Source organism: Paenibacillus sp. J31P316, from assembly GCF_056269105.1.
Map to the genome: position 1 here is coordinate 1 of NZ_JBWDNI010000019.1, position 21,432 is coordinate 21,432.

The 21,432-nt window shown below is 58.4% G+C and carries 20 protein-coding genes; 5 read left to right on the plus strand and 15 right to left on the minus strand.

Annotated features, from left to right (window positions below; translation table 11 throughout):
* Positions 1-365: 365 nt before the first annotated feature.
* Both AC0YNU_RS28960 and AC0YNU_RS28965 read left to right on the plus strand, forming a co-directional pair.
* Positions 366-818: a DUF4395 domain-containing protein gene (locus tag AC0YNU_RS28960; protein WP_475762833.1), complete on the plus strand. Its 453-nt coding sequence runs from the start codon at positions 366-368 to the stop codon at positions 816-818.
* A gap of 197 nt (positions 819-1,015) precedes the next feature.
* Positions 1,016-4,771, plus strand: a complete 3,756-nt coding sequence (locus AC0YNU_RS28965) for a hypothetical protein (RefSeq protein WP_475762835.1) — start codon at positions 1,016-1,018, stop codon at positions 4,769-4,771.
* A gap of 361 nt (positions 4,772-5,132) precedes the next feature.
* Here AC0YNU_RS28965 and AC0YNU_RS28970 read toward each other — a convergent pair whose 3' ends face one another.
* The 4 genes from AC0YNU_RS28970 to AC0YNU_RS28985 form a co-directional block, all read right to left on the minus strand.
* Positions 5,133-6,311: an NAD(P)/FAD-dependent oxidoreductase gene (locus AC0YNU_RS28970; RefSeq protein WP_475762837.1), complete on the minus strand. Its 1,179-nt coding sequence runs from the start codon at positions 6,309-6,311 to the stop codon at positions 5,133-5,135.
* A 59-nt stretch (positions 6,312-6,370) separates the two neighbouring features.
* A complete protein-coding gene (locus AC0YNU_RS28975; RefSeq protein ID WP_475762839.1) occupies positions 6,371-6,802 on the minus strand; it encodes a DUF1641 domain-containing protein in 432 nt (143 codons plus the stop codon).
* A 419-nt stretch (positions 6,803-7,221) separates the two neighbouring features.
* Complete coding sequence (locus tag AC0YNU_RS28980; RefSeq protein ID WP_475762841.1) at positions 7,222-7,395, minus strand: hypothetical protein; 174 nt, start codon at positions 7,393-7,395, stop codon at positions 7,222-7,224.
* Positions 7,365-7,781 (minus strand): type 1 glutamine amidotransferase, encoded by a 417-nt coding sequence (locus tag AC0YNU_RS28985; protein WP_475762998.1) that lies wholly within the window; start codon positions 7,779-7,781, stop codon positions 7,365-7,367. The genes AC0YNU_RS28980 and AC0YNU_RS28985 overlap by 31 nt, the downstream gene beginning before the upstream one ends.
* Here AC0YNU_RS28985 and AC0YNU_RS28990 point away from each other — a divergent pair.
* On the plus strand, positions 7,671-7,988 hold the full coding sequence (locus AC0YNU_RS28990; RefSeq protein WP_475763004.1) for a hypothetical protein: 318 nt from the start codon (positions 7,671-7,673) through the stop codon (positions 7,986-7,988). The genes AC0YNU_RS28985 and AC0YNU_RS28990 overlap by 111 nt on opposite strands.
* A 44-nt stretch (positions 7,989-8,032) precedes the next feature.
* Here AC0YNU_RS28990 and AC0YNU_RS28995 read toward each other — a convergent pair whose 3' ends face one another.
* Entirely contained in the window at positions 8,033-9,403 is a 1,371-nt protein-coding gene (locus AC0YNU_RS28995) for an MATE family efflux transporter (RefSeq protein WP_475763000.1), read from the minus strand.
* 405 nt (positions 9,404-9,808) lie between these two features.
* On the opposite strand from AC0YNU_RS28995, the gene AC0YNU_RS29000 reads away from it, so the two are divergent.
* Positions 9,809-10,726, plus strand: a complete 918-nt coding sequence (locus AC0YNU_RS29000; protein ID WP_475762843.1) for an aldo/keto reductase — start codon at positions 9,809-9,811, stop codon at positions 10,724-10,726.
* 147 nt (positions 10,727-10,873) lie between these two features.
* On the opposite strand, the gene AC0YNU_RS29005 is transcribed toward AC0YNU_RS29000, so the two are convergent.
* The 6 genes from AC0YNU_RS29005 to AC0YNU_RS29030 all read right to left on the minus strand — a co-directional run bounded on the left by AC0YNU_RS29005 (position 10,874) and on the right by AC0YNU_RS29030 (position 15,916).
* Positions 10,874-11,215: a DUF1801 domain-containing protein gene (locus tag AC0YNU_RS29005; protein ID WP_475762845.1), complete on the minus strand. Its 342-nt coding sequence runs from the start codon at positions 11,213-11,215 to the stop codon at positions 10,874-10,876.
* A gap of 22 nt (positions 11,216-11,237) precedes the next feature.
* Positions 11,238-11,645 (minus strand): VOC family protein, encoded by a 408-nt coding sequence (locus AC0YNU_RS29010; protein ID WP_475762847.1) that lies wholly within the window; start codon positions 11,643-11,645, stop codon positions 11,238-11,240.
* A 114-nt stretch (positions 11,646-11,759) separates the two neighbouring features.
* Positions 11,760-12,206: a YciI family protein gene (locus tag AC0YNU_RS29015; protein ID WP_475762849.1), complete on the minus strand. Its 447-nt coding sequence runs from the start codon at positions 12,204-12,206 to the stop codon at positions 11,760-11,762.
* Between the two features lie 297 nt (positions 12,207-12,503).
* Positions 12,504-13,763, minus strand: a complete 1,260-nt coding sequence (locus AC0YNU_RS29020; RefSeq protein WP_475762851.1) for an RNA polymerase sigma factor — start codon at positions 13,761-13,763, stop codon at positions 12,504-12,506.
* A 2-nt stretch (positions 13,764-13,765) separates the two neighbouring features.
* On the minus strand, positions 13,766-14,194 hold the full coding sequence (locus AC0YNU_RS29025; protein WP_475762853.1) for a YciI family protein: 429 nt from the start codon (positions 14,192-14,194) through the stop codon (positions 13,766-13,768).
* A 312-nt stretch (positions 14,195-14,506) separates the two neighbouring features.
* Positions 14,507-15,916 carry an MATE family efflux transporter gene (locus AC0YNU_RS29030; protein ID WP_475762855.1) on the minus strand — a complete coding sequence of 470 codons (1,410 nt, stop codon included), beginning with the start codon at positions 15,914-15,916 and terminating at the stop codon, positions 14,507-14,509.
* 182 nt (positions 15,917-16,098) lie between these two features.
* Between AC0YNU_RS29030 and AC0YNU_RS29035 the strand changes: the two genes are divergently transcribed.
* Entirely contained in the window at positions 16,099-16,635 is a 537-nt protein-coding gene (locus tag AC0YNU_RS29035; RefSeq protein WP_475762857.1) for an SEC-C metal-binding domain-containing protein, read from the plus strand.
* A gap of 188 nt (positions 16,636-16,823) precedes the next feature.
* On the opposite strand, the gene AC0YNU_RS29040 is transcribed toward AC0YNU_RS29035, so the two are convergent.
* Genes AC0YNU_RS29040 through AC0YNU_RS29055 form a run of 4 tightly spaced genes read right to left on the minus strand, consistent with a single transcriptional unit; the run spans position 16,824 to position 21,409 of the window.
* The gene (locus AC0YNU_RS29040) at positions 16,824-17,666 is read right to left on the minus strand and encodes a MurR/RpiR family transcriptional regulator (RefSeq protein WP_475762859.1); all 843 of its coding nucleotides are present in this window, start codon (positions 17,664-17,666) and stop codon (positions 16,824-16,826) included.
* 20 nt (positions 17,667-17,686) lie between these two features.
* Positions 17,687-18,445, minus strand: coding sequence for a PHP-associated domain-containing protein (locus tag AC0YNU_RS29045; protein ID WP_475762861.1), 759 nt, complete (start codon positions 18,443-18,445; stop codon positions 17,687-17,689).
* Positions 18,417-19,583, minus strand: coding sequence for an ABC transporter ATP-binding protein (locus AC0YNU_RS29050; protein WP_475762863.1), 1,167 nt, complete (start codon positions 19,581-19,583; stop codon positions 18,417-18,419). The genes AC0YNU_RS29045 and AC0YNU_RS29050 overlap by 29 nt, the downstream gene beginning before the upstream one ends.
* Positions 19,583-21,409, minus strand: a complete 1,827-nt coding sequence (locus AC0YNU_RS29055; protein ID WP_475762865.1) for an ABC transporter permease — start codon at positions 21,407-21,409, stop codon at positions 19,583-19,585. The genes AC0YNU_RS29050 and AC0YNU_RS29055 overlap by 1 nt, the downstream gene beginning before the upstream one ends.
* Between the last annotated feature and the right edge of the window lie 23 nt (positions 21,410-21,432).

The window sequence follows — 21,432 nt, forward strand, 5'->3', positions numbered from 1 at the left end:
GCGAATGCTGCATGTCCTGGCCTCCGCCAGTTCACGCAAACCAATCTATTCGACGAAGCTGGCGAATGCTGCATGTCCTGGCCTCCGCCAGTTCACGCAAACCAATCTATTCGACGAAGCTGGCGAATGCTGCATGTCCTGGCCTCCGCCAGTTCACGCAAACCAATCTATTCCACGAAGCCGGTGAATGCTGCATGTCCTGGCCTTCGCCAGTACACGCAAACCAATCTATTCCACGAAGCCGGTGAATGCTGCATGTCCTGGCCTTCGCCAGTACACGCAAACCAATCACCTTATCCCTACCCAAATACTAAGAATTAGTTGTATAATCGTGATATAACTTCAATTCGGATGGAGGCCTCCTTATGACGAAGCCTATCAAGCTTGACTCTTATGCCTGCGTGGACGAAATTCCGCTCCACCGGGTACGCGGCAATCAATTGGGTATCTTCTTGAGCGTGATCGCGACGCTCATTACCCAGCAGTACTGGATTCTCCTCTTGCCGCTCGCCGTGCAGCTCGTCGGCCGCACGTACGGCGTCCGGTACAATTTGTTCGTCCGCCTGCTTTCTCCCTTGCTGCCCGCCAGCGCAAAGACGGAGAGCCGCGAGCTGCTGCGCTTCAACAACCTGCTGGCCATTCTGTTCCTGGCAGCCGCGCTGATCGGAGCCGCGTTCGGCATCGACGCGCTGACCTACATCAGCATCGGCATGCTGACGGCGGCCGTCGTGCTCGCGTTATGCGGCTTCTGCCTGGGATGCTTCATGTACTTTCAATACAAGCAGTTCCACGCACGGCGCCGTTTGCGGAAGGGCTGAGTCCCGACCTGAGCGGTGCTGGTGGCAAGAGTCCGTTCACAGCGGTGTTGAGGCCGACGTCCGTGCTACCCGCCGTGCCAGCACCTTCACTCTTGACGAGCAGTATCAAAATGATGGCCCTCTCTAACGAGAGGGCTATTCTATTTCCCCCTAGGGCGCATAGATATCAGTATTTGCGACAAAGGAGGATACCGACAATGCCTTTCGTAAACCGTTTCTTTCTCAATGAGAATGGCGGTGCGACTTTTACGGGTAATACGCTCGGACTCAGCCGGTCCGAAACCGTTGGCGTCCCGGGTACGGTAGACAGCATCGGGGGATTCGTGACGACGAACACGGCACTCACCTTCGGCACCTATCCGGCAGGGACGACCGGCAACTACACGCTGAACAGCTCATCGGCCGTGCTCGTGCTTCCCCCTGGATCTACCGTCATCTATGCGGAGCTCATATGGGGCGGCACGTACATCAACAACGGCGTCGACCTGAGCGCGTTCATCAACAATGCAGTGGGACTCGCGACTCCTACGGGCAGCTTCAGCATCTCGCCAGCCCCGGCGACCGCCCAAGAGGTGACGCTCAGCGTCGGGACCCAAGCCTACGTGAGAACGGCCGACGTCACTGCCATCGTCGCAGCAGCGGGAGCAGGCACGTATACGACGAGCGGCGTCGTCGGCACGATCGTCATTCCCGACCCCACATCCAACCATGCGGGCTGGACGCTCGCCGTCTTCTACCGCGATCCGGCGGCACCGCTGCGCAATTTGTCGCTGCGGGTAGGGGCCACGGTCATTCAAGCTACTTCCGGGCCCGTCGACACCGTGCTCACGGGCTTCGCAACGCCGTTCGCCGGCGTATTGAACGGAAGGTCGCAGATCAGCGCGCAGGAAGGGGATGCCAACAAAACTGGCGACCGGTTCCTGTTCGGTCCGACGGTAGTCAGCTTGACCGCGCTGTCCGGACCGAACAATTTCGTCAACAACTTCTTCGCTTCCCAAATCAATAACGATGCCGGCCTACTGGATACGACGGGAACGTTCGGTACCCGCAATCAGATTAATGGAACGCCAGGCTCCAACATTGTCGGCGGCCGGCAAGGCTGGGACATTACGAATGTGACGATTTCCCCCACGCTGCTGAATTCCCAGACGAGTGCCGTCTTCAGACTGACGACGAACGGCGATGGGTACCTCGTCGATGGTATCGGGATTCAAATCGATATTTTGGAACCGCTCATCGAGGTGGAGAAGTCCGCCAACCGAACGGCGACCGTCATCGGAGATACCGTGACTTACACGGCCGTCATCCGAAACACGGGACTGGTCAGCGCAACCGCCGTCCAGTTCTTCGACAACGATATCGACGGCTCGGATTTCGTGCCGGGCAGCTTCACGATCAACGGCGTGCAGCAGCCCGGCGCAGACCCGGTAGTCGGCGTGCCGATCGGAACCATCCTGGCAGGCATGAGCGTCACCGTCACGTTCGACGAACTGGTCGTCTCGCTGCCGATGCCCAATATTCTCCGCAACCAAGCCACAGCCGCGTATACTTTCGTTCCGACGCCGGAGGCTCCGCCCATCTCCACCGTCGTTCCGTCCAACATCGTGGATATCCCGGTCTTCGTGCCGCTGCTGGCGGTTCATAAAGAAGCCAATCTAACGAATGCCCTCGTCGGGGATACGATCACGTATACGCTTACGGTCACGAACGTCGGCAACATCGACGTGTCCGGCGTCGTAACGGATCCGCTTCCGCCGGGAACGCTCTTCGTGCTCGGCTCCGTAATCGTCAACGGCGTCAGCCAGCCGAGCGACAGCCCGCTTCTCGGCATCAATGTCGGCATTCTGAATCTCGTTCAGACGACCACCATTCAATATCAGCTGCTCGTCACCTCCATACCGCCGGAGAACCTCGTTCGCAATCGATTCGGAACGGCATTCGTGGCCATGCTGCCCGACGGCCGCAACATTCCCGGTTTCATCCCTTCCAACGAGGTTCTGATCCCGGTATCTTCGCCGATGCTCACGCCGGTCAAGTCTGCTAATCTGCCTAGCGCGGTCGTCGGCGACGTCGTCCAATACACGGTCAACGTGACGAACAACAACGCCTCCGCGTTGACGGCGGTAAGCTTAACGGATAATATCCCGACCGGCTCCGCCTTCGTGCCGGGCAGCGTCACGGTCGGCGGCATTCCCGTTCCGGGCGCGAATCCCCTGACGGGCATTCCGATCGGCACGCTCGCGCCCGGGGCAACCGTGCTCGTCACGTTCCAGATCGTCGTTGAGTTCCTCCCGGATCCGGCCGTGCTGACGGACCAAGCGACGGTGACGTTCACATCCGGCTCGGTGACGCAGTCTTCGAATTCCAATCAGGTTACGATCCCCGTCGTGGCGCCGGGCCTTACGCTCGTGAAGCGCGCCGGCGTCGCGATCGCGAACGTCGGGGACGTCGTCAATTATTCGGTATCCGCCCTCAATACGGGCAATATCGCTCTTAGCGCCGTCATCTTCGACCCGCTGTACGCGTTCGGTTCTTTCGTGCCGAACTCGGTCCGAATCGATGGCGTATTAACGCCTGGAATAAGTCCGCTGACCGGCATTCCCATTGGCCCTATCCCTCCGGGCGGCACCATCGTCGTCTCCTATGACGTGCAGATTAACGCGCCGTCGCCGACCCAATTCTATATCAACCAAGCGAATGCCACTTTTGCGTACACGCCGCCGGGACGGCCGCCGCTGTCCGGCAGCACGACGTCCAACATCGTCGAAGTGCGCAATCCGCAGTTCATGCTCCTTGCCGAGAAGAGCGTATCGAGCAATTCCGTCCTGATCGGCGACACCATCACCTATACCGTCGTCGTGAGCAATATCGGCATCGCGGATTCGCTGAACACGATCGTCTCCGATACCGCAACCGAGGGCGGAGAATTCGTCGCGGGCAGCGTGCGTGTGAACGGCGTCCCGGTCGCAGGCAGCATCAGGACCGGCGTTAACATCGGCACCGTTCCGGCAGGAGGGTCGGTCACCGTCACGTTCGACGTGCTGATCATATCGGATCCGCCGCCGCAGGGCATCATCGACGACTTCGCGACCGTCACGTACACCAGCGGAGGCATCGGACAGTCGGCCATGTCCAATACGGTTCGCGTGAGAGTGTCGCAGCCGATGGTTGTCGCTGTCAAAGCCGCGCTTCAGCCGTTCGCCTTCGTAGGGGACGTCATTCAATACACGACGACGGTCACCAACAACGGCAACTTCAATGCCCTGGCCACCTGGTTCGATATCCTCCCGGAAGGAACGTCCTTCGTCGAGAACAGCGTCACGTTGAACGGCCAGTCGGTCCCAGGCGCCAACCGCTATACGGGCACCGTTCTTGGCACGGTGCTGCCGGACATCACGAACCTCGTCACCTTCCAGCTGAGAGTCGAATTCTATCCCCCTTCCGGGGTACTGGTCAACCAAGGCAACATCCTGCTGGATTTCATCCTCCGCGATGGCCGCATCTTCGCGGAACGAGTATTCACGAATCCCGTCACGGTCCCCGTGCTCGCGCCGCCGACGATCGTCAAGTCCGCCAACGTGACCGAAGCGCTCGTCGGCAGCAAGGTCGTCTTCACCGTCGCCGTATCGAATCCGGGAACGACGCCGTTCGACCGAGCCACGCTGCTCGATGTCGTGCCGGAAGGACTCGAATTCGTGCCGAACAGCGTGACGGTCGGCGGCAGTCCCGTGCCCGGAGCGAATCCGGCGCTCGGCATCCTGATCGGATTCATTGCGCCGAAGAGCGCTGTCTCCGTTACATTCGAAGCGACAGCCGTCCGCGAGCCGCACAATCTGCTCGCGGTCAATACGGCAAGCCTGACGTTCGAATACGTCGCGCCGAACGGACAGCGCGTACCGGGCGTCGTGCAGTCCAATCCGGTCACGATTCTGATTAACGAAGAAGAAGAATAAGCGGACGCAGCTTGTTCGGAGACGGTCAATTCCCCGCAGCCAGAAAACAGGCCTCTCAGGCTGGAATCAGCTGTCCACTTGTGTACAAATTTACCTGTGGATATGTGTATAAAAATTGTTGTATTGACGATTTTCCTTGATTCTACGCTTGTTAGCACTGTGCATAACTATGTTGATAAGTGGACGCAATTTCACGTAACTAGCTGGCTCTATTCACAGCCCCCACGTGTGATGCCAGTAATCGAAGTCAGCTATCGAATCGAACGCCAACCAGCCCCGGCTCAATAAGAGCCGGGGCTGGTCGTTGTCTGTCCTATAATTCGCGGAACAGGTTCCAACTGCGCTTAACGCCTAACTTGGCTTAGTAAGCGAGCGAGAACAAGCCGTTGATATGCGACAGGTAGCGGGCATTACTTGCTTTCTTCATCAAGGAAGCAGGCGTGCCTTTCAGCTCGATGCCGCTTTCGCCGATCGCGCCGATGCCGTCTTTACGGCCAAGGCTTGCCAGCGTGCCGGAGAATACCGGGTTGAACGTGCCCATTGCAGCGCCTTTGTACGATGCCGCGATGTTTGCGCCCGCAAGCTCGCCCATTTGCCATGCCAGTTGGGCAGTCGGCGGGTATGGACGACCTTCCGGAGCGAATACGACTGCGCAGTCGCCAGCCAGGAATACCTCAGGGTGCGAAGTCGATTGCAGGAACTCGTTGACCGTTGCACGGCCGCGGTTAACTTCTACGCCGCTGTTGCCTACGAGCGTGCTGCCTTGAACGCCGCCTGTCCATACAAGCGTATTCGTCTCGATCGTTCTGCCGTCCTTCAGCGTAACGACGTTGCCGTTCACTTCCGTGATCGCAAGACCTGTCAGGAATTCTACGCCGCGTGCTTCCAAGCTCGCAACCGCGCGCTGGATCAGCTCAGGCGAGAAGATCGGCAGGATCGTAGGCATAGCTTCGACCAGCGAGATCGAAACGTCCGCGAAGTTAACGCCGTATTCACGGCAGATGCCCGGAAGCTCGTCGGCAAGCTCGCCCACCAGCTCGACGCCGGTCAAACCGCCGCCGCCGATGATGAACGTAGCGTCTGCTTTGTTTTTGCTTGCCGCATAAGCCTTGATGCGGTCTTTCACATGGTTAAATACGCGGTTAGCGTCATGGACGGATTTCAGCGTCAGGCTGTTTTCTTGCAGGCCCGGGATGCCGAAGTAGTTCGTTTCGCTGCCCAGTGCAAGCACCAGGTTATCGTAACGGTACGAGGAACCGTCGTTCAAAGCGACTTTCTTGCCTGCAACGTCGATCGTTTGTACTTCGCCAACGACGACATTGATGGATTTGCCTTTCAGCAGCTTCTCAAGCGGCAAAGCAACGGCTTTCTCGGCTACGTTGCCAGCGGCAAGACGGTGAAGCTCCGTAATGATTTGGTGTGAGCCGACGCGGTTAATGATCGTGATGCCCGCTTCTTCGGTCGACAGATGCTGACGTGCGGACAGCGCGCTCAGCAAGCCGCCGTAGCCGCCGCCTAGAATCAGTATTTCTTTTCTCATGGGATCTCATCCTCCGTGCTTCGCTTAGTATGATGATTCGTCGATATCGGTTCGGTCGTTTAGCCTTTTTTTCTTTCGCCCAGGATGTCGAGGTACGCTTGGCCGAAACGAAGCATCTTTTGCAATTCTGGATCTTTCATCAGCTTAATCATGCCGAACAGGCCGATGACGTTCTCGCTGCTCTCTGCACGGTCGCTTGCTTCGATTGCTGCGGATGCGTAGCCTTTTACTTTCTCCGTCAGCGGTTTAACGACTTCTTGAATGCCGCCTACCGTGTCTTGGATCAGGACGCGGTCTGAAGCGACCTTTTGCGCCAATTCGTACGTTTTCGTCATTAAGCTCATCATTTCGGACAGTTTCGGCAGTTGATCCACCAGCTGCGTCAGCGCTTCTTGCACTTCCGGCTTCAGCAGTTGATCAAGCACGTCCGATTTTGCAAGAGCCGATGCGGAATCCTGCTGCTCCAGGTTCGTTACCATTGTTTCACTCATTGTATTGCCTCCTTCAGATGTAGTCACTCAGCTGCGATCATCTTGCAAGATGAACCCCCTTGCCGCCGATGGACGGCAGGCCAGGCTTAATCCCATTAAACGAGCAACGCGGTAAAGCATTCCATCGCAAAAAAGGGAGAAATGTGAAATAAATCACAAGACGCTTCGAGGATGAAAGCAGCCTTTCTTCTTCCTCTACTGTATCGCTTTTTGGTCGGCTCGACTATAGGTTATTTATAAAATTATTTTTATTGTCACAATAAAAATAATTAATCATGCAAAGAAAAATTGCCCAGCGCAGCAACCATGCAGGTTACCGGCGCCGGGCACGATGAAAACGCCCCCAATCCGGGCTTATTCTTCCTCTGCTTCAATAATGAATGCGAACGGCATTTCACCAATTCTCCGTGTCTGCGCGTTCACGCCAGGCGCGCCGCTTGCCCCGACTGACCTTTGCCTGTCGCCGCCAAGCGGTCTAGAATATCCGCCAGCATCGCGTGCGACGCGGCGCTTCGTTCGATCTGTTCCGTGATCTCGGCTGCCGGCTGAATGAACGGCGCATCTACAAGCTCGCCGACCCACGTCTCAAGCATCGTGTCGATGCAGGCCGGCGTCGTCTCGAGATGAAATTGCAGCGCCAGCACCGAATCTCCGTACGCGAATGCCTGATTGAGATTAGCTTCGGAGGAGGCGAGCCGTACCGCGCCCGGCGGCAGCGTAAAGTGTCGCCATGCCATTGGAAGCTGACGAACGCAGGCGGTATACCGTCGAAGCATGAATGCCACTCCTCCGTCCGCCGCACGGCATGCCAGCCGATCTCCTTCCTCTCGCTGCGGTACACGGTGCCCCCCAATACCTCGGACAGCATTTGAGCGCCAAGGCAAATGCCGAGCACCGGCATACCCTCGTCGATGCAGGCTCGGAGGAAACGCTTCTCGCCGGACAGCCATGGATGCTTCTCTTCTTCATATACGCTCATGGGACCGCCCAGAACGACAAGCAGATCGAATGTTCCAACCGCTGGCCATGCTACTGGTTCGGCAGGATCGAGCACTTCAAGCGCATGGCCATTCGCCTCGGCCCAAGCCGCAATGGCACTCTCGTCATCGAAGGAAAAATGTTTGAATACCAGAATCTTCATCCGCAGTTCCTCCATCGTTCCGCCACGTTATTTTCAGTTCATTAGAGTCTAAGACCGTATAGCAGTGAATCATTCGCTTGCCGCAGTCATTAGATCAATCGATGCTGATACCACTTCTTCCCTCGGAAGCGCCACAGGAAGATCGCCCCGCGCACGCCCCATTCGATGTTCATCGCCAGCCAGACGCCGACGATGCCGCCGTCCAGCACGATGCCGAGCGTATACCCGAGCACGATCCGGAACAGCCACATGGACAGCAGCGATACGATCGACGTGAATTTCGAATCGCCCGAAGCCCGCAGCGCCGACGGCATGATGAAGCTGGCCGACCAGAGCGGCACTTGGGCGATGGCATTGATAAGCACGATCAGGAAGATGTCGTGCACGATTTCGTCCGGCGGGTGGAACAGGCTCACGAGCGGATGGAACAGCGGCAATATAATAAGCGCCGTAATGAGCAGGAATAAGGACGATATCCATAGGAATAAGCGCGTATATCGCCGGGCTTCCTCGACGTTCTGCCGCCCCATGCACTGCCCGATGACCGTAATTGCCGTAAGCGACAGCGCGGCGGACGGAATTTGGAGCAGCCCGGCAAAGGAGCCGCCGATGGCGTTAACCGCGATGGCGTTGGTGCCCATATGAACGATGAAAATTTGCGTCACGATTTTTCCGCCGTTGAAAAACATCTGCTCGGCCGCGAACGGCAGCCCGACGTACAATATCTTCTTCAGCATGGCGAGATTGACGGCGACGATATCCTTGATACGCAGATGCAGGTTCGTATCCATTTTGACGAGATAGTACAGCGCGAACGCCGCGGCCCCGTACCGCGCCACGTTCACCGCGATGCTCATGCCGAGCACGCCCATGTCCAGCACGTTGATGAACAAGATGTTCAGCAGCACGTACGAGAGGTTCATGATCAGGGAAAGGACGAGCGACGCCCGCGAACGCCCGATGCCCCGCAGCGCGCCGCACACCGCCTCCACCATCGCGATGCCGGCAAAGGACGAGCAACTGCCGATGAAGTACGTCTTCGCATTGGCGAAAACGTCAGGCGCCGCCGACCCGAACAGCAGATGGAGCGCCGGACCGTGGGCCGCGATCATCGCCAGGCTGATGCCGAGCGCGAACAGCGACACGGACGCGACGGAGCTGGCGGCCGCCTTGGACACCATCAGGCCGTTCCCGCTCCCTTTATATTGCGCGACGATGACCGTACCGCCTGTCGATACGGCTACGAAGACGCTGATCAGAAAAATATTAAGCGAGTCGACCATATTGACCGCGCTGATCGCCGATACGCCCGCGGAGCTGATCATCGCCGTGTTCACCAGACTGAGGCAAACGATGAACGCCTGGTCGATCAAAATAGGGAGAAACAGCGCAAGAAGCCGGCGGTAATCGTCGACCGATACGCCAGCTTGGATTTTCGCAAGGATGGTCTGCTTCCGGATTCGGTAGGCCGGTTGAACCACGTCATCACATTCTTTTTGTCGGATTTGGTGAAGCCTCCGCCTTCTTGGCGGCACTCATTCAATCGGTAGGACAGCGTCTTTACATCATCGAAACAACGTCGATTGTAGAACCTATTATAGCAAAGATCGACAGAATCGGGGCGGTCGTTTGCTGGCAATGTTCCTGGCGCGGTCCGCGCCGAACTGGAGCGATCCGGAAGACAAGTTGGGGGAGAAGCGATAAACTCAATCATAATTTCATTTTTTTCAGGCCCTCCGCCGCCTTGAAACGGGACGTGTAGTATGTCACAATCTTTAAGGGATACATAGCGTATTCATGCTTGATTACACGATCCGGCCACAGGCCAAAACCATCTTTTTGAATGAACAGGAGGCATTGTTATCATGAGAACGATGAAGCTCGGAACCAGCAATTTGGAGGTACCCGTAGTCGCGGTCGGCTGCATGCGCATCAATTCGCTGGATAAAGCCGGCGCGGAGCGTTTCGTCCAAACCGCGCTTGAGGAAGGCGCGAACTTCTTTGATCATGCCGATATTTACGGCGGCGGAAAATGCGAGGAAATTTTCGCGGACGCCATCCATATGAGCGACGCTGTGCGCGAAAAAATCATTTTGCAGTCCAAATGCGGCATTCGCCAAGGACAGTTCGACTTCTCCAAGGAGCATATCCTGGAGTCCGTCGATAAAATCCTCCAGCGTCTGAGAACCGACTACCTCGACATCCTGCTGCTGCACCGTCCGGATGCGCTGGTGGAGCCGGAGGAAGTCGCGGAAGCATTCGATAAGCTGGAAAGCTCGGGCAAAGTTCGCCACTTCGGCGTATCCAACCAAAACCCGAACCAAATCGCGCTGCTGAAGAAATTCGTGAAGCAGCCGATCGTCGCGAACCAGCTGCAGCTTAGCATCACGAACGCCAACATGATCTCGAACGGCGTCAACGTGAACATGGTGAACGAGTCCGCCATTAACCGCGACGGCAGCATTCTGGATTACTGCAGACTGCATGACATCACGATTCAACCGTGGTCGCCGTTCCAATTTGGCTTCTTCGAGGGCGTCTTCCTGGACAACCCGAAATTCCCTGAGCTGAACGCGCAGATCGACGAGGTTGCCAAGAAATACGACGTCAGCAACACGACGATCGCCATCGCTTGGCTGCTTCGCCACCCGGCGAAGATGCAGCCGGTCACAGGCACGATGAGCATCGAGCGGATCAAAGATTGCATCCGCGCGAGCGACATCCACCTGACGCGCGAAGAATGGTACGCCATCTACCGCGCAGCGGGCAACATTCTGCCATAAGCGGCGAATCGCGCTTCGGACAAGTTCTACTGTGATTGAAAAAAGGGCAGCTCATCCGGTCATCTTCATGACCGGCGAGCTGCCCTTTTCGCTTTTCATCGTATCTTGTCCTACGAACCCACAGCTGCGCACCTACAGCCTGCGCACCTACAGCGTCGACGACGCCTGACCGACGAGCGAGGACAGCTGCGCCGCATCGAACGTTTGGCCTTTCTTCAGCTTGATCGTCTTACGCTCCGGCGGACCGTCGAACAGGCCGTCCGGTAGCGAGAGCCCTTCCGCGTTGAAAATCGTGAAGCTGACCGCATCCTTCGACGTGCTGATCACGGCGGCGTATTTGCCGTTCTTGAGGAAATGCGGCTTCTTGTACTGGATGCGCTCCGTCACCTCAGGCACCGCTCCGTGCACGACTTCGCGCAGGCCCGCGCAAAGCTCATGCTGCCAAGGCTCCTTCACGGCGCCGATAAAATCCGTCACTTCCTGGTTCATCTTCATCGCTCCTCTTGGTTTGCTATTCGTTGGACGCCAGCTGCTTCACGATCTGCCAGCTGATGCCGAACTTGTCCAGCACTTCGCCGTAATACGCGCCCCATGGCTGCAGGGCTAACGGAAACTTCACTTCGCCCCCGGTGCTCAGCGCGGCGAACGCATCGCGAGCCTCCGCTTCTTCGTCGTACGACAACGATAACGAGATGCTGCGCGTATACTCGACCGGCGTATAGTCGGAGAAGAAGAGCGCATTGCCGCCCGCCACCGTCATCGCCAAGTGCATGACTTTATCCGCCATCTCTTCCGGCGCGCCGGGCATCTGCCCGAACGTCATCGTAGACAGAATCTCCCCGCCCAGTGCCTGCGCATAAAACCCTGCCTGCTCTCTTGCATTCGCCGATATAATGTACGCCGTTAATTGTGCTCCCATGTTCAACAACCTCTCTCGTTTTGGTTTGGGTAGGATTCGTTTTCGTTGGTTCTACTCTTACGACGAACGGCTGAATCGCAGATCGACGGTTGCCGGAAAAGATTTCATCTTTTATTAAAAAAAGAATGATCGTTGTCTGAATCTCGCGATCCCATCCGCAAGATCGGCCGTCAAGACCAGCGATCGCAAGTTGCGCAGCGCGAATTCGTCCTCGGCTACTTCTCGGACTTCGATGACGCGCGCTCCGCAGCCGCTTGGATTCGGCATGCGAAAGGCCCAGGCTATCGCTTCGTCCACCGAACGGACGTCGATCAGCATGCAGCGCGCTACCGGTTCGGTCTCGGGGGCAAAAGGCCCCGCCGTCACCTCCGGCGCGGCGCCGGAAGCCGGATACGAAATTCTCACGCCGCTGGCGCTCGGCAGCAGCCGTTCTTCCGCAAGCAGCACGCCGGCCCCGGCGATCGCTTCGCGATAGGATGTCATCGCGGAGTCGTAGTCGTCCCCCCGCTCGATGCCGGCTTCAGAGTGTCCCGTCGCTTTAAACAACAACATAAACCTCATGGCAATCCCCCATTCGTCGATCGGACCGGTCATTCGGATCGGCAGCCTTGGCTGCCTCCTTCAGCTGCCTCCTTCATGCCCATCTGATTCATCGACGAACGGGAAAGGACGGAATCGACATGGACGAGAGAAATTCTTGTTTGGTGTATTCGGGTCAGCACAATTCAGATCGCCATAAAAAAATGCCGCGCCCCGGATTACGCGGGCGCGGCATGCAGCAGGTCAATGTAAACAGTGTATTGCGTGTTACCCAAGCCGTATCGCTCCGCTCCGGAGTGGATCAGCACCGCAGCGTGTTCACCCGCCGCACTCGGCGGCACGCTTCAGCAGCAGCGCCTGCTCGCGCTCGTTGCGCGTCAAGGAAGCGGCACGCTCGAACTCGGCGCGCGCTTCCGCGCTGCGGCCCAGCTTGACGAGGAAGTCGCCGCGCACGCTCGGGAGCAGATAATAGTCCCGCAAGGACGGCTCGGCGCTCAGCGCATCGACAAGCTGCAAGCCGAAGGACGGCCCGAAGGCCATCGCGACCGCGACGGCGCGGTTCAATTCCACGACTGGCGACGGCGCCGCGCGCGACAAGGCCTCGTACAGCGCGGCGATGCGCACCCAGTCGGTCTCGTCCGCCGTTCTCGCCTGCGCGTGGCAAGCCGCGATCGCCGCCTGCAGCGCATAAGGACCGAGCGGACGGCCCAGCTTGCGGGCCCGCTCCAGCGCAGCCAAGCCGCGGCGGATGAGCAGATGATCCCAGCGCGCCCGATTCTGGTCGAGCAGAAGCACGGGATCCCCCGCGGCGTTGACCCGCGTCTTGAAGCGCGATGATTGGATCTCCATCAGCGCCACCAGCCCGTGCGCCTCGGACTCCCCCGGAGCGAGCTCCGCCAGCATGCGCCCCAGCCGCAGCGCTTCCTGGCATAGCAGCGGACGAATCCACTGATCGCCCGAGGTGGCGGCATACCCTTCGTTGAACATGAGATAGATGACTTCGAGGACCGCCGACAGCCGTTCCTTGAGGGCTTCGCCTTCCGGCACCTCCAGCGCTACCTGCGCGGCGCTCAACGTCCGCTTCGCCCGCACGATTCGCTGCGCGATGGTGGACTCCGCGACCAGGAACGCCTTCGCGATCTCGTCCGTCGCGAGCCCTCCGAGCAGACGCAGCGTCAAAGCGACGCGCGCTTCGCGCGAGAGAATCGGATGGCAGGTCGCGAAGATCAAGCGCAGCAGATCGTCGCCGATCTGCCCCTCCTCCATGACCTGCTCCAGATCGTCCTCGGCGTACGTCGGCGCCGTTCGGCCGAGTTCCTCGTACTTGCGGACCTGCGTCTTGCTTCTGCGCAGCAGATCGATCGCGCGCCGCTTGGCCGCCGTCATCAGCCAGGCGCCGGGCTTGTCCGGAATGCCGCTGACGGGCCAGCGCTCCAGCGCGATGACAAGCGCATCCTGGGCGAGATCCTCGGCCATGCCGACATCGCGGACCATTCTTGCCAGCCCGGCGATCAGCTTGGCCGATTCGATCCGCCATATGGCCTCGACCGTGCGATGCGCATCAATCGCCTGCGCCATGTTTATTTATCCTTACCGAGCTGCACGCGAATCGCGCTCTCCCGTGCCTGCAGCTCCGGATCGACGGTGATATCCGCGAAATCGAATATTTGACGGAGCTCGATCTCCCCTTCGCCGAAACCATGCGGATCCGGCATGCGCAAGGCCCACTCGATCGCTTCTTCCCGCGATTTCACCTCGATCATCGTATAGCCCGCGATAATTTCTTTCGTTTCCGCGAACGGACCATCGATTACTTTCGGCTTGCCGCCCGGCTCGGGATACGAGATCCGCACCGCGCCAGAGCTCGGATGCAGGCCGTCTGCCGCCACCAGCACGCCGGCTTTCGCCAGCTCCTCATTGTACCTCGTCATCGCTTCCACCAGTTCCTGCGTTGGCATAACCCCCGCCTCGGAATCCTTCGTCGCTTTCACGACCATCATAAATCGCATCGGTCTTCTCCTCCTGATTTCGGTTGTGAGCCTATAGTGGCCTCCAATAAGGACGACGAACGCAGCGGGGCGATATCGACAACGTCCAACGATCGGTTGGCGCGTTCAACCCTAAGGTCTGACATGCAGCATTCGTCGCTTACACGCACGATCAGCCGCCCCCTGTAAAGATATAGCAATTATAATATGGACGGGCCTCATGAATCCACGTTTCCGCAGCAAACGAGTTGTTGATGATGGGAGTGAATTCCGTTCTTTTACGAAAAAATAAAAAGACAGCCTCGGGCGAAAGTCGCCCAAAGCTGCCTTCATTCACGCGCTGATAACTGCCTCGACCGGCTCCTGCACGACGGTCGCGGGTTGAACGAACGATTTTCTCGCCCAGACGCCGCTCTTCCAACGCGCCAGCATGATCAGCCCCCGCAGCCATTCGTCGACGGTGAAGGCGATCCATACGCCCGGCAGCCCCCAGCCCAGATGCACGCCGAGGAAGTAGGCCAGCGGCACGCAAACGCCCCACATCGAAAACACGCCCATGAGCACCGGGAATTTCGCATCGCCTGCCGCCCGGAGCGAGTTGATGACGACGATGTTGAAGACGCGCCCAGGCTCCAGAATGAGCGAGATGAGGAAGATGCCCGCCCCCATCGCGATAATCTTCGGATCGTCGGTGAACAAGCCGACGAGCTGGTAGCGGAACAAAGCGGTGATGCCGACCACGGAGGCCGTCAGCAGGATGCTGATACGCAGGCTCCGCAGCAGCCGGTGATACGCCGCCTTCTTCTCGCCCGCGCCGACCATATGGCCGACCATGATCTCCGTCGCCATGCCGATCGACGTGGACAGGGCCATGAAATACATGCTGATATTGTACACGTAGATATGCGCGCTTAGCGCCTGCTGTCCGATGATATTCACGAACACCATGATCATCATATATTGGGACTGCCAAGCGATATGCTCGCCTGCAGCCGGCAATCCGACGCCCAGAATCGTACTCATATGCCGTTTATCGAACGACACGTAATCCTTGAGCCGGATCGGGCTCGGAATCCTGCGGTACATCAGCGCGATCAGCACGATAATGCCGATGACCCGGCTGCCGATGGTCGATACGGCCGCTCCCGTCACGCCCCACTCCGGAGCTCCGAAATGCCCGAAGATGAGCATGTAATTGCCTGCGACATGAATCAAGTTGACGCCAAGCGTGACAAACATGACGTCCCGCGTTCTGCCGTTCGCGCGGAGGATCGAAGATACGGCGTAAGAAATCGCTTCGACCCAGATAAAGCCGCCGATGAGCTTCAAATATTTGTTCGCGATCGCGATTTGGGCCGGTTCCAGGTTGAGCATCTCCAGCAGCTGCTTGCTGAACGCGAATAACAGCAGGCTGATAAAGAGGCCGAAGATCACGTTCAGCGTAATCGCCAGCGCGGAGATCCGGCTGGCCGTCTCCTTCTTCCCTGCGCCCAAATGCTGCGTGACCGCGACGCTCGTGCCGATCGCGACGAAACCGAACATCAGGATGCAGAACACGATCAATTCATTGGCCAAACCGACGGCGCCGGCCACGTTATCGGATATACGGCTTAGCATGAACACGTCCGCGGTGCCCAGCAGCATCCGCAAAATGGAGTCGATCAGGATCGGCCACGTGAGCGCGAATAAACTTAATTTTTTCCAGGTTGGAATCGTTTCCCCCTGCAGTTCCCCCAGTTTCATAAAAAGGTCAATCTCCTTCGTTCTCATGATGAACACTGACGTTTGCGCGTTTCTTACCCTCGATCATTATGCCATATCGCACTCTGCTCCGCTTGCCCAATATTTATGTCTTTTTGGGCATATCATTGATGACAAGGGAACCTTTCTGTTACCATGATTAACGTAAAGGAGCGATTTACCCGATGACGAACAAAGCAAAAGTGGGCCGCAACGCCCCCTGTCCTTGCGGCAGCGGTATCAAATACAAGAAATGCTGCCTCCCTCAAGACGAAGCAGCCCGCACGGCAAACGTCAGCGTTTTGACTGCGGCTGGCGCCGAGCCGAGCACGGAGGCTGCCCTATACGGTGTCGTACCGGAAACGATCGAAGAAATGTACGGGGCCATCGAACGGATGTCCTGGTCCAATTCCCAATATGGCATTATGGCTAGATCCCTGGTTCAACACCTGTCCGAACGCTATACGTGGGACGAGATTAACGCAACGATTCTCCTCTGGTTCGCCTATTCGCGCGAGCAGGAGCCTGTCGTGCCGAAGCCCGGCGTCGTGTTCGCCGCGCTGGAGTACGGCTTGGCCCAGATGACCGGACGCACGGACATCACCAAGACCGAGGTCGCGAAGCGCTACGAAGTATCCGCCGGAAGCGTGTCTAAGCGGATCGCCGATCTGTCGCCTTTCGTGGAGCGTGCCGTAGCTGCCTTGAACGGCGAGAGCGAATAAGAGTCCTTTTACATTGCTTACGAGCTTTCCCACACATGCTGCCGCGGTTCATCCGCCATGGTGCCATGCTGGTTTGGGAGGCTCTATTTTTTATGGATAGAAAAAGCCGGGACTCCCGCCCTCGCGTATAATTTCTTCGCGGGTTGGTGAGCACCGGCATTAATTATTAACGGCATTAATGTTAATTTTCACACGTTCTTCGGCAACACACCCCGGTATTGCCGGCGCAGCCGGTGCAGTTCCTCGCCGTTGTGCAAGGCCTGCGCTTCCCGCTGCTTCCCGACCGCGGCGAAGAGCGCCTCGATAACGGCAATCGGCGCGACCATGGAATGAAACTCCCACAATTCGCCCCGGGCCGTATAGAGACAGACGTCCGCTTTGCCCAGCATGCCGCTGACCGCAAGATCGGTGATCAGCAGGGTCCGGCAGCCCCGCTCCTTCGCGAACGCGAGCAGCACCGCCATCTCCGGCGATTCGGACACGAAGCCGAAGATGACGATCGCATCCTCCTGCCGGACATGAATGAGCTGGTCGAACAGCTCATGTCCGCCGCGGGTCAATCGGCGGCAGGGGACGCCGAAGCGAGTAAGGCGAAAATCCATGAGCGCGGCGAGGCCCTCGGCGGAGCCCGGACCGTAGATATGAACGGTTCCCGCCGTCCCCAGCAGTCCGGCAGCCGCTTCGAAGTCGGCCTGCTCCAGCCGGTCCGCCGTCTGCCGGAGATAATCGGCCGCCGCCATGACATGCGACGCGGCCGCGGTGCCGTCCGTGACTTTCACGAACGCGGACTGCAACTTGCGCGACGGCGACATCAGCAACTCGTCCTTCACCCGCTGCTTGAACTCTTTTAGATTCTTGAACCCAATCTCCGCCCAGAAGCGCGACACCGTCGATATGCTCACTTGACATGCCTGCGCCAGGTCTTCCTCGACCATGAAGGCGATATCGTCCATATGCTTGCTGATATAATCGGCGAGCCGCTGATGGCCCTTCGTGAAGGCCCTGCCGGCCCAAAGCGATTCCACGCGCATTCCCGTTCTCCCTCCGGCGATTAGACGACTTCCTTCTTCTTCTTGAGCAGCTTCTTCACCATGTTCGCCGCGCGCACCTGCAAATGCAGCGAAGGAGAGATCTCGCGCTTGTACGTACCCGAGCGGATGGCTTCCTTCAGCTCCGCGATGGTCTCGATGCGGCTAGCGAATGCATTGTGCACGCATCCGACTTGGAACATTTGATGCGCGTCGCTGCCTGCCACGACCGGAACGCCAAGCTCCGTGCCAAGCTGCAGCACCTTCGCGATATTTTCCTGGATGCCGATCTCGTGCAGGTCCTTCCCGTTCAGGTCGAACGCATCGAAGCGCCGCAGCAGCTCGCGATCGATATGGTAGAGATGGTTGGATTCGCGGAACGGGTGGCCGCCGATGACCAGCATCCCCCGCGGCTCGCACAGCTCGAACAGCCGGGCCAACCCGATGAAGCGGTCAGGCGTCGTGTGGTCATCCAGCGCCGCGCGAACCTCCAGCAGCTTATCCTTCGGGCCGCTGACGAGGATATGTCCGCCTTCGGCAACGTCGACCTCCATGCCCGTGAAGATGCGGAAGCCGTCTGCATCGTAGTAGTGGTTGTTGCACGGATACATCGTATCCAGCGTGCCGTATACGTCCTCGAACCGGTGCGTGTTGAAATGCTCCGTCAGCGTGATGGCATCCAGGCCGTTCGCCCGCGCCTCGCCGATCATGCTGTCGAAGTGCTCCCGCTCGAAGTTTGTTTTCTTGGACAGTTTAACGTGAAAGTGCATGTCGATTTTCATGATGTGATTCCTCCGATAGGTTCGATAGTGGACGAAGCTTCTCGAGCCTTGTGCCCGTCTGCTCGTCGTAAATATTCATGTGTTCCTTGCGCAGGTCGGCATAAAGCGCGGTCCCCGGCTCATACTCGGCGTCGCCCATGACGCGCGCCGTCATGGCCGTATCTCCGGCCCGCAGCTGCACGAGCGTCTCCGAACCGGATGGGAACACGGCCTCCACCGTAACCGGAATACGGTCTGGTTCCTGCTGGTCGAACAAGCGGATCTCTTCCGGCTTGATCGTCATGACGACCTTCATGTCGTTCGTCTCAGCTCCGCAGCCTTCCAAGGGAATCGCGGTCACCGAAGTCTTCAAACTTGCCCGTCCGCCATGATGCACAATGACGCCGTCCAGCCGATTCATATACAGACCGGAATTGCCGATAAAATCGGCGACCTGCAGCGTTCTCGGATGCTTGTAGAGCTGCCGCGGTCTGTCCGTCTGCTCGATGCGCCCGCCGAAGAATACCGCGACCCGCGTCGACAGAGACAAGGCCTCCTGCTGGTCATGCGTGACATAAATGATCGTCGTATGCAGCTCTTGGTGCAGCCGCTTCAGCTCGGCGCGCATCTCCACCCGCAGCTTCGCGTCCAGGTTGGACAGCGGCTCGTCGAGCAGCAGAATCTCCGGCTGCGTGACGATGGCGCGCGCGATCGCCACGCGCTGCTGCTGCCCGCCCGACAGCTCGCCGGGATACCGGCTCGCCAGCTCCGGAATGCGCATATTATCGAGCGCCGCCTGCACGCTTCGTTTGATATCCGCCTTGCTCATCCGCCGCACCTGCAGACCGAAGGCGACATTTTCGAAAACCGTCATATGCGGCCATAGCGCATAGCTTTGGAACACGAGGCCGAGACCGCGTTTTGAAGGTTCCGTATGGAAAGACCTCTCCCCGTTAGCCACTTCCTTGCCGCCGATGCGAATCGTGCCGGCATCCGCCTGCTGAAGACCCGCGATCGTGCGCAGCAGCGTCGTCTTGCCGCAGCCGGAAGGACCGAGGAAGGTGATGAAGTCACCCTGCTCGATGACAAGGTCAATGCCGTTAAGCACTTGTTTCTGCTGCAGGCGAACTTGGATATTGTTTAACTCGATTGCTGTCATCATTGCCCTCCTATCCCTTGCGTCAGATCCGCTTTGCCGAACTTGACCGCCGCGGCGTATACCGCAATGACGATGAAAATAATGATCATGAGAATGACATTGGTCAGCTGCTCGTAGCCTTTCTCCGCGTAATAGAACGTCAGCGTCGTCAGCGTCTCCGTGCGGGGCGTGACGAGAAGGATGATCAGCTCCATCTCCTTCATCGCGCCGATGAATACGAGCAGGAACGTCGATACGAGGCTCTTGCGATTCAGCGGCAGCAAAATCCGGCGGAAGCGCGACAACCACGAGGCGCCGCTGATCTGAGCGGCCTCTTCGAGCTCCGTGCCGATCTGCAGCATCGAGGCGCTGCCGGCCTTGACGGTAAACGGCAGCTCCTTCACGACGGTGATAAGGATGAGCAGCGTCATCGTGCCGTACAGCGCAGGCAGGAAGAACGTCGGCTTGGCGAAGATCGAGATGTACAGCGCGGCCAGCGAGATGCCCGGAATCAGATACGGCAGGAACGACGCCTGGTCGACCGCTCGTCCCAGCCAGCTTTGCCGACCTCGCGCCACGACATAGCCGAGTACCACCCCAACCACGGCAGCCACGATCGCCGCAGCTCCGGCAATGGTGAGCGAATTTTTGAGCGCCAGCGTGAAGATCGGATTCTGCATCACGCCTTTCTCCCCCGTGTTGATATCCGGGTCGGAGCCGCCCCACCAATAATGCATCGTAAGATTACTTAGACTGTATGTGCCTTCCTTAAGCATGAACGATTGCGCGAGCAGCACCAGCAGCGGAACGACGGCAACCATGGCCATCCCCAGCGAAGCAAGCGTCGCCGCCGGATATTTCCACGAGCGGAGCGGCGTCAGCGTGCGCGCGCTGCCCTTGCCGGTCACCGTCACGAAGCTCTTCCTGCGTCCGATGGCGCGATGGTTGAGGTAGATCGCCAGCATGGAGATGAGCATGAGCGTCAGGCTGAGCACGTTCGCTTCCGTCGTCAGCCTTGAGCGCATGCTGGAATAGAGCATCGTCGAGATCATGTAGAAATTGACGGGCGTGCCGAGCAGCGCCGGGACGCCGTACGAGCTGATCGCCTTCGTGAAGATCAGGATAAAGCCGGACAAAATCGACGGAAGCACGAGCGGCATGACGATTCTGCGCAGAATCGTCAGCCGGCTCGCCCCCGCCACGCTCGCCGCTTCCTCCAGCTGACTGTTCATCGAGCTCAGCGCGGCGCCGACGATCAGGAAGAAAAACACGCTGTCGTGAATGGACAACGAGATGACGATCGGCACGAAGCCGTACGACAGCCAATCCGGCAGCGACACATGGAGGAGCGACTGCAGAATGCCGGGCGTCCCGCCGATCTTGCCGTTCTTGAAGAACGTCAGCCAGGCTTGCGACAGAATCCACGCCGGCAGCAGATACGGGATGACCGCCAGGAAGGAAATCGTCCGCTTCAGCGGAATATCCGTCCTCGTTACGAGCCAAGCGAGCCCGCACCCGATTGCCATCGAAAGCACGGACACGGTCGCGCCTACGGCCAATGAGTTCAGAAGCGGCTTGTAGAACAAGGAGAAGCTCATGTCGCTCACCAGCACGCGAATCCAATGGTAGAGCGTGAAGTGACCCGGATTCGCTTCGCCCGTCAATCGCATATCCTGCTGCCGCCAAATAAACGTCGACCAGGCGATCCGCAGCACCGGCCAAATGACCGTGTACATTAAGAAGAGAAGGGCCGCGGCCCCGATCAGATGAACGGGATTCCGCAGCCGATTCAAGATGATGTTTTGCCAACGCGGCCGCTGGTTGATCGACGCCGTTATTTTCGCCACTGCTCTCTCCGCCCTTGCTGTGA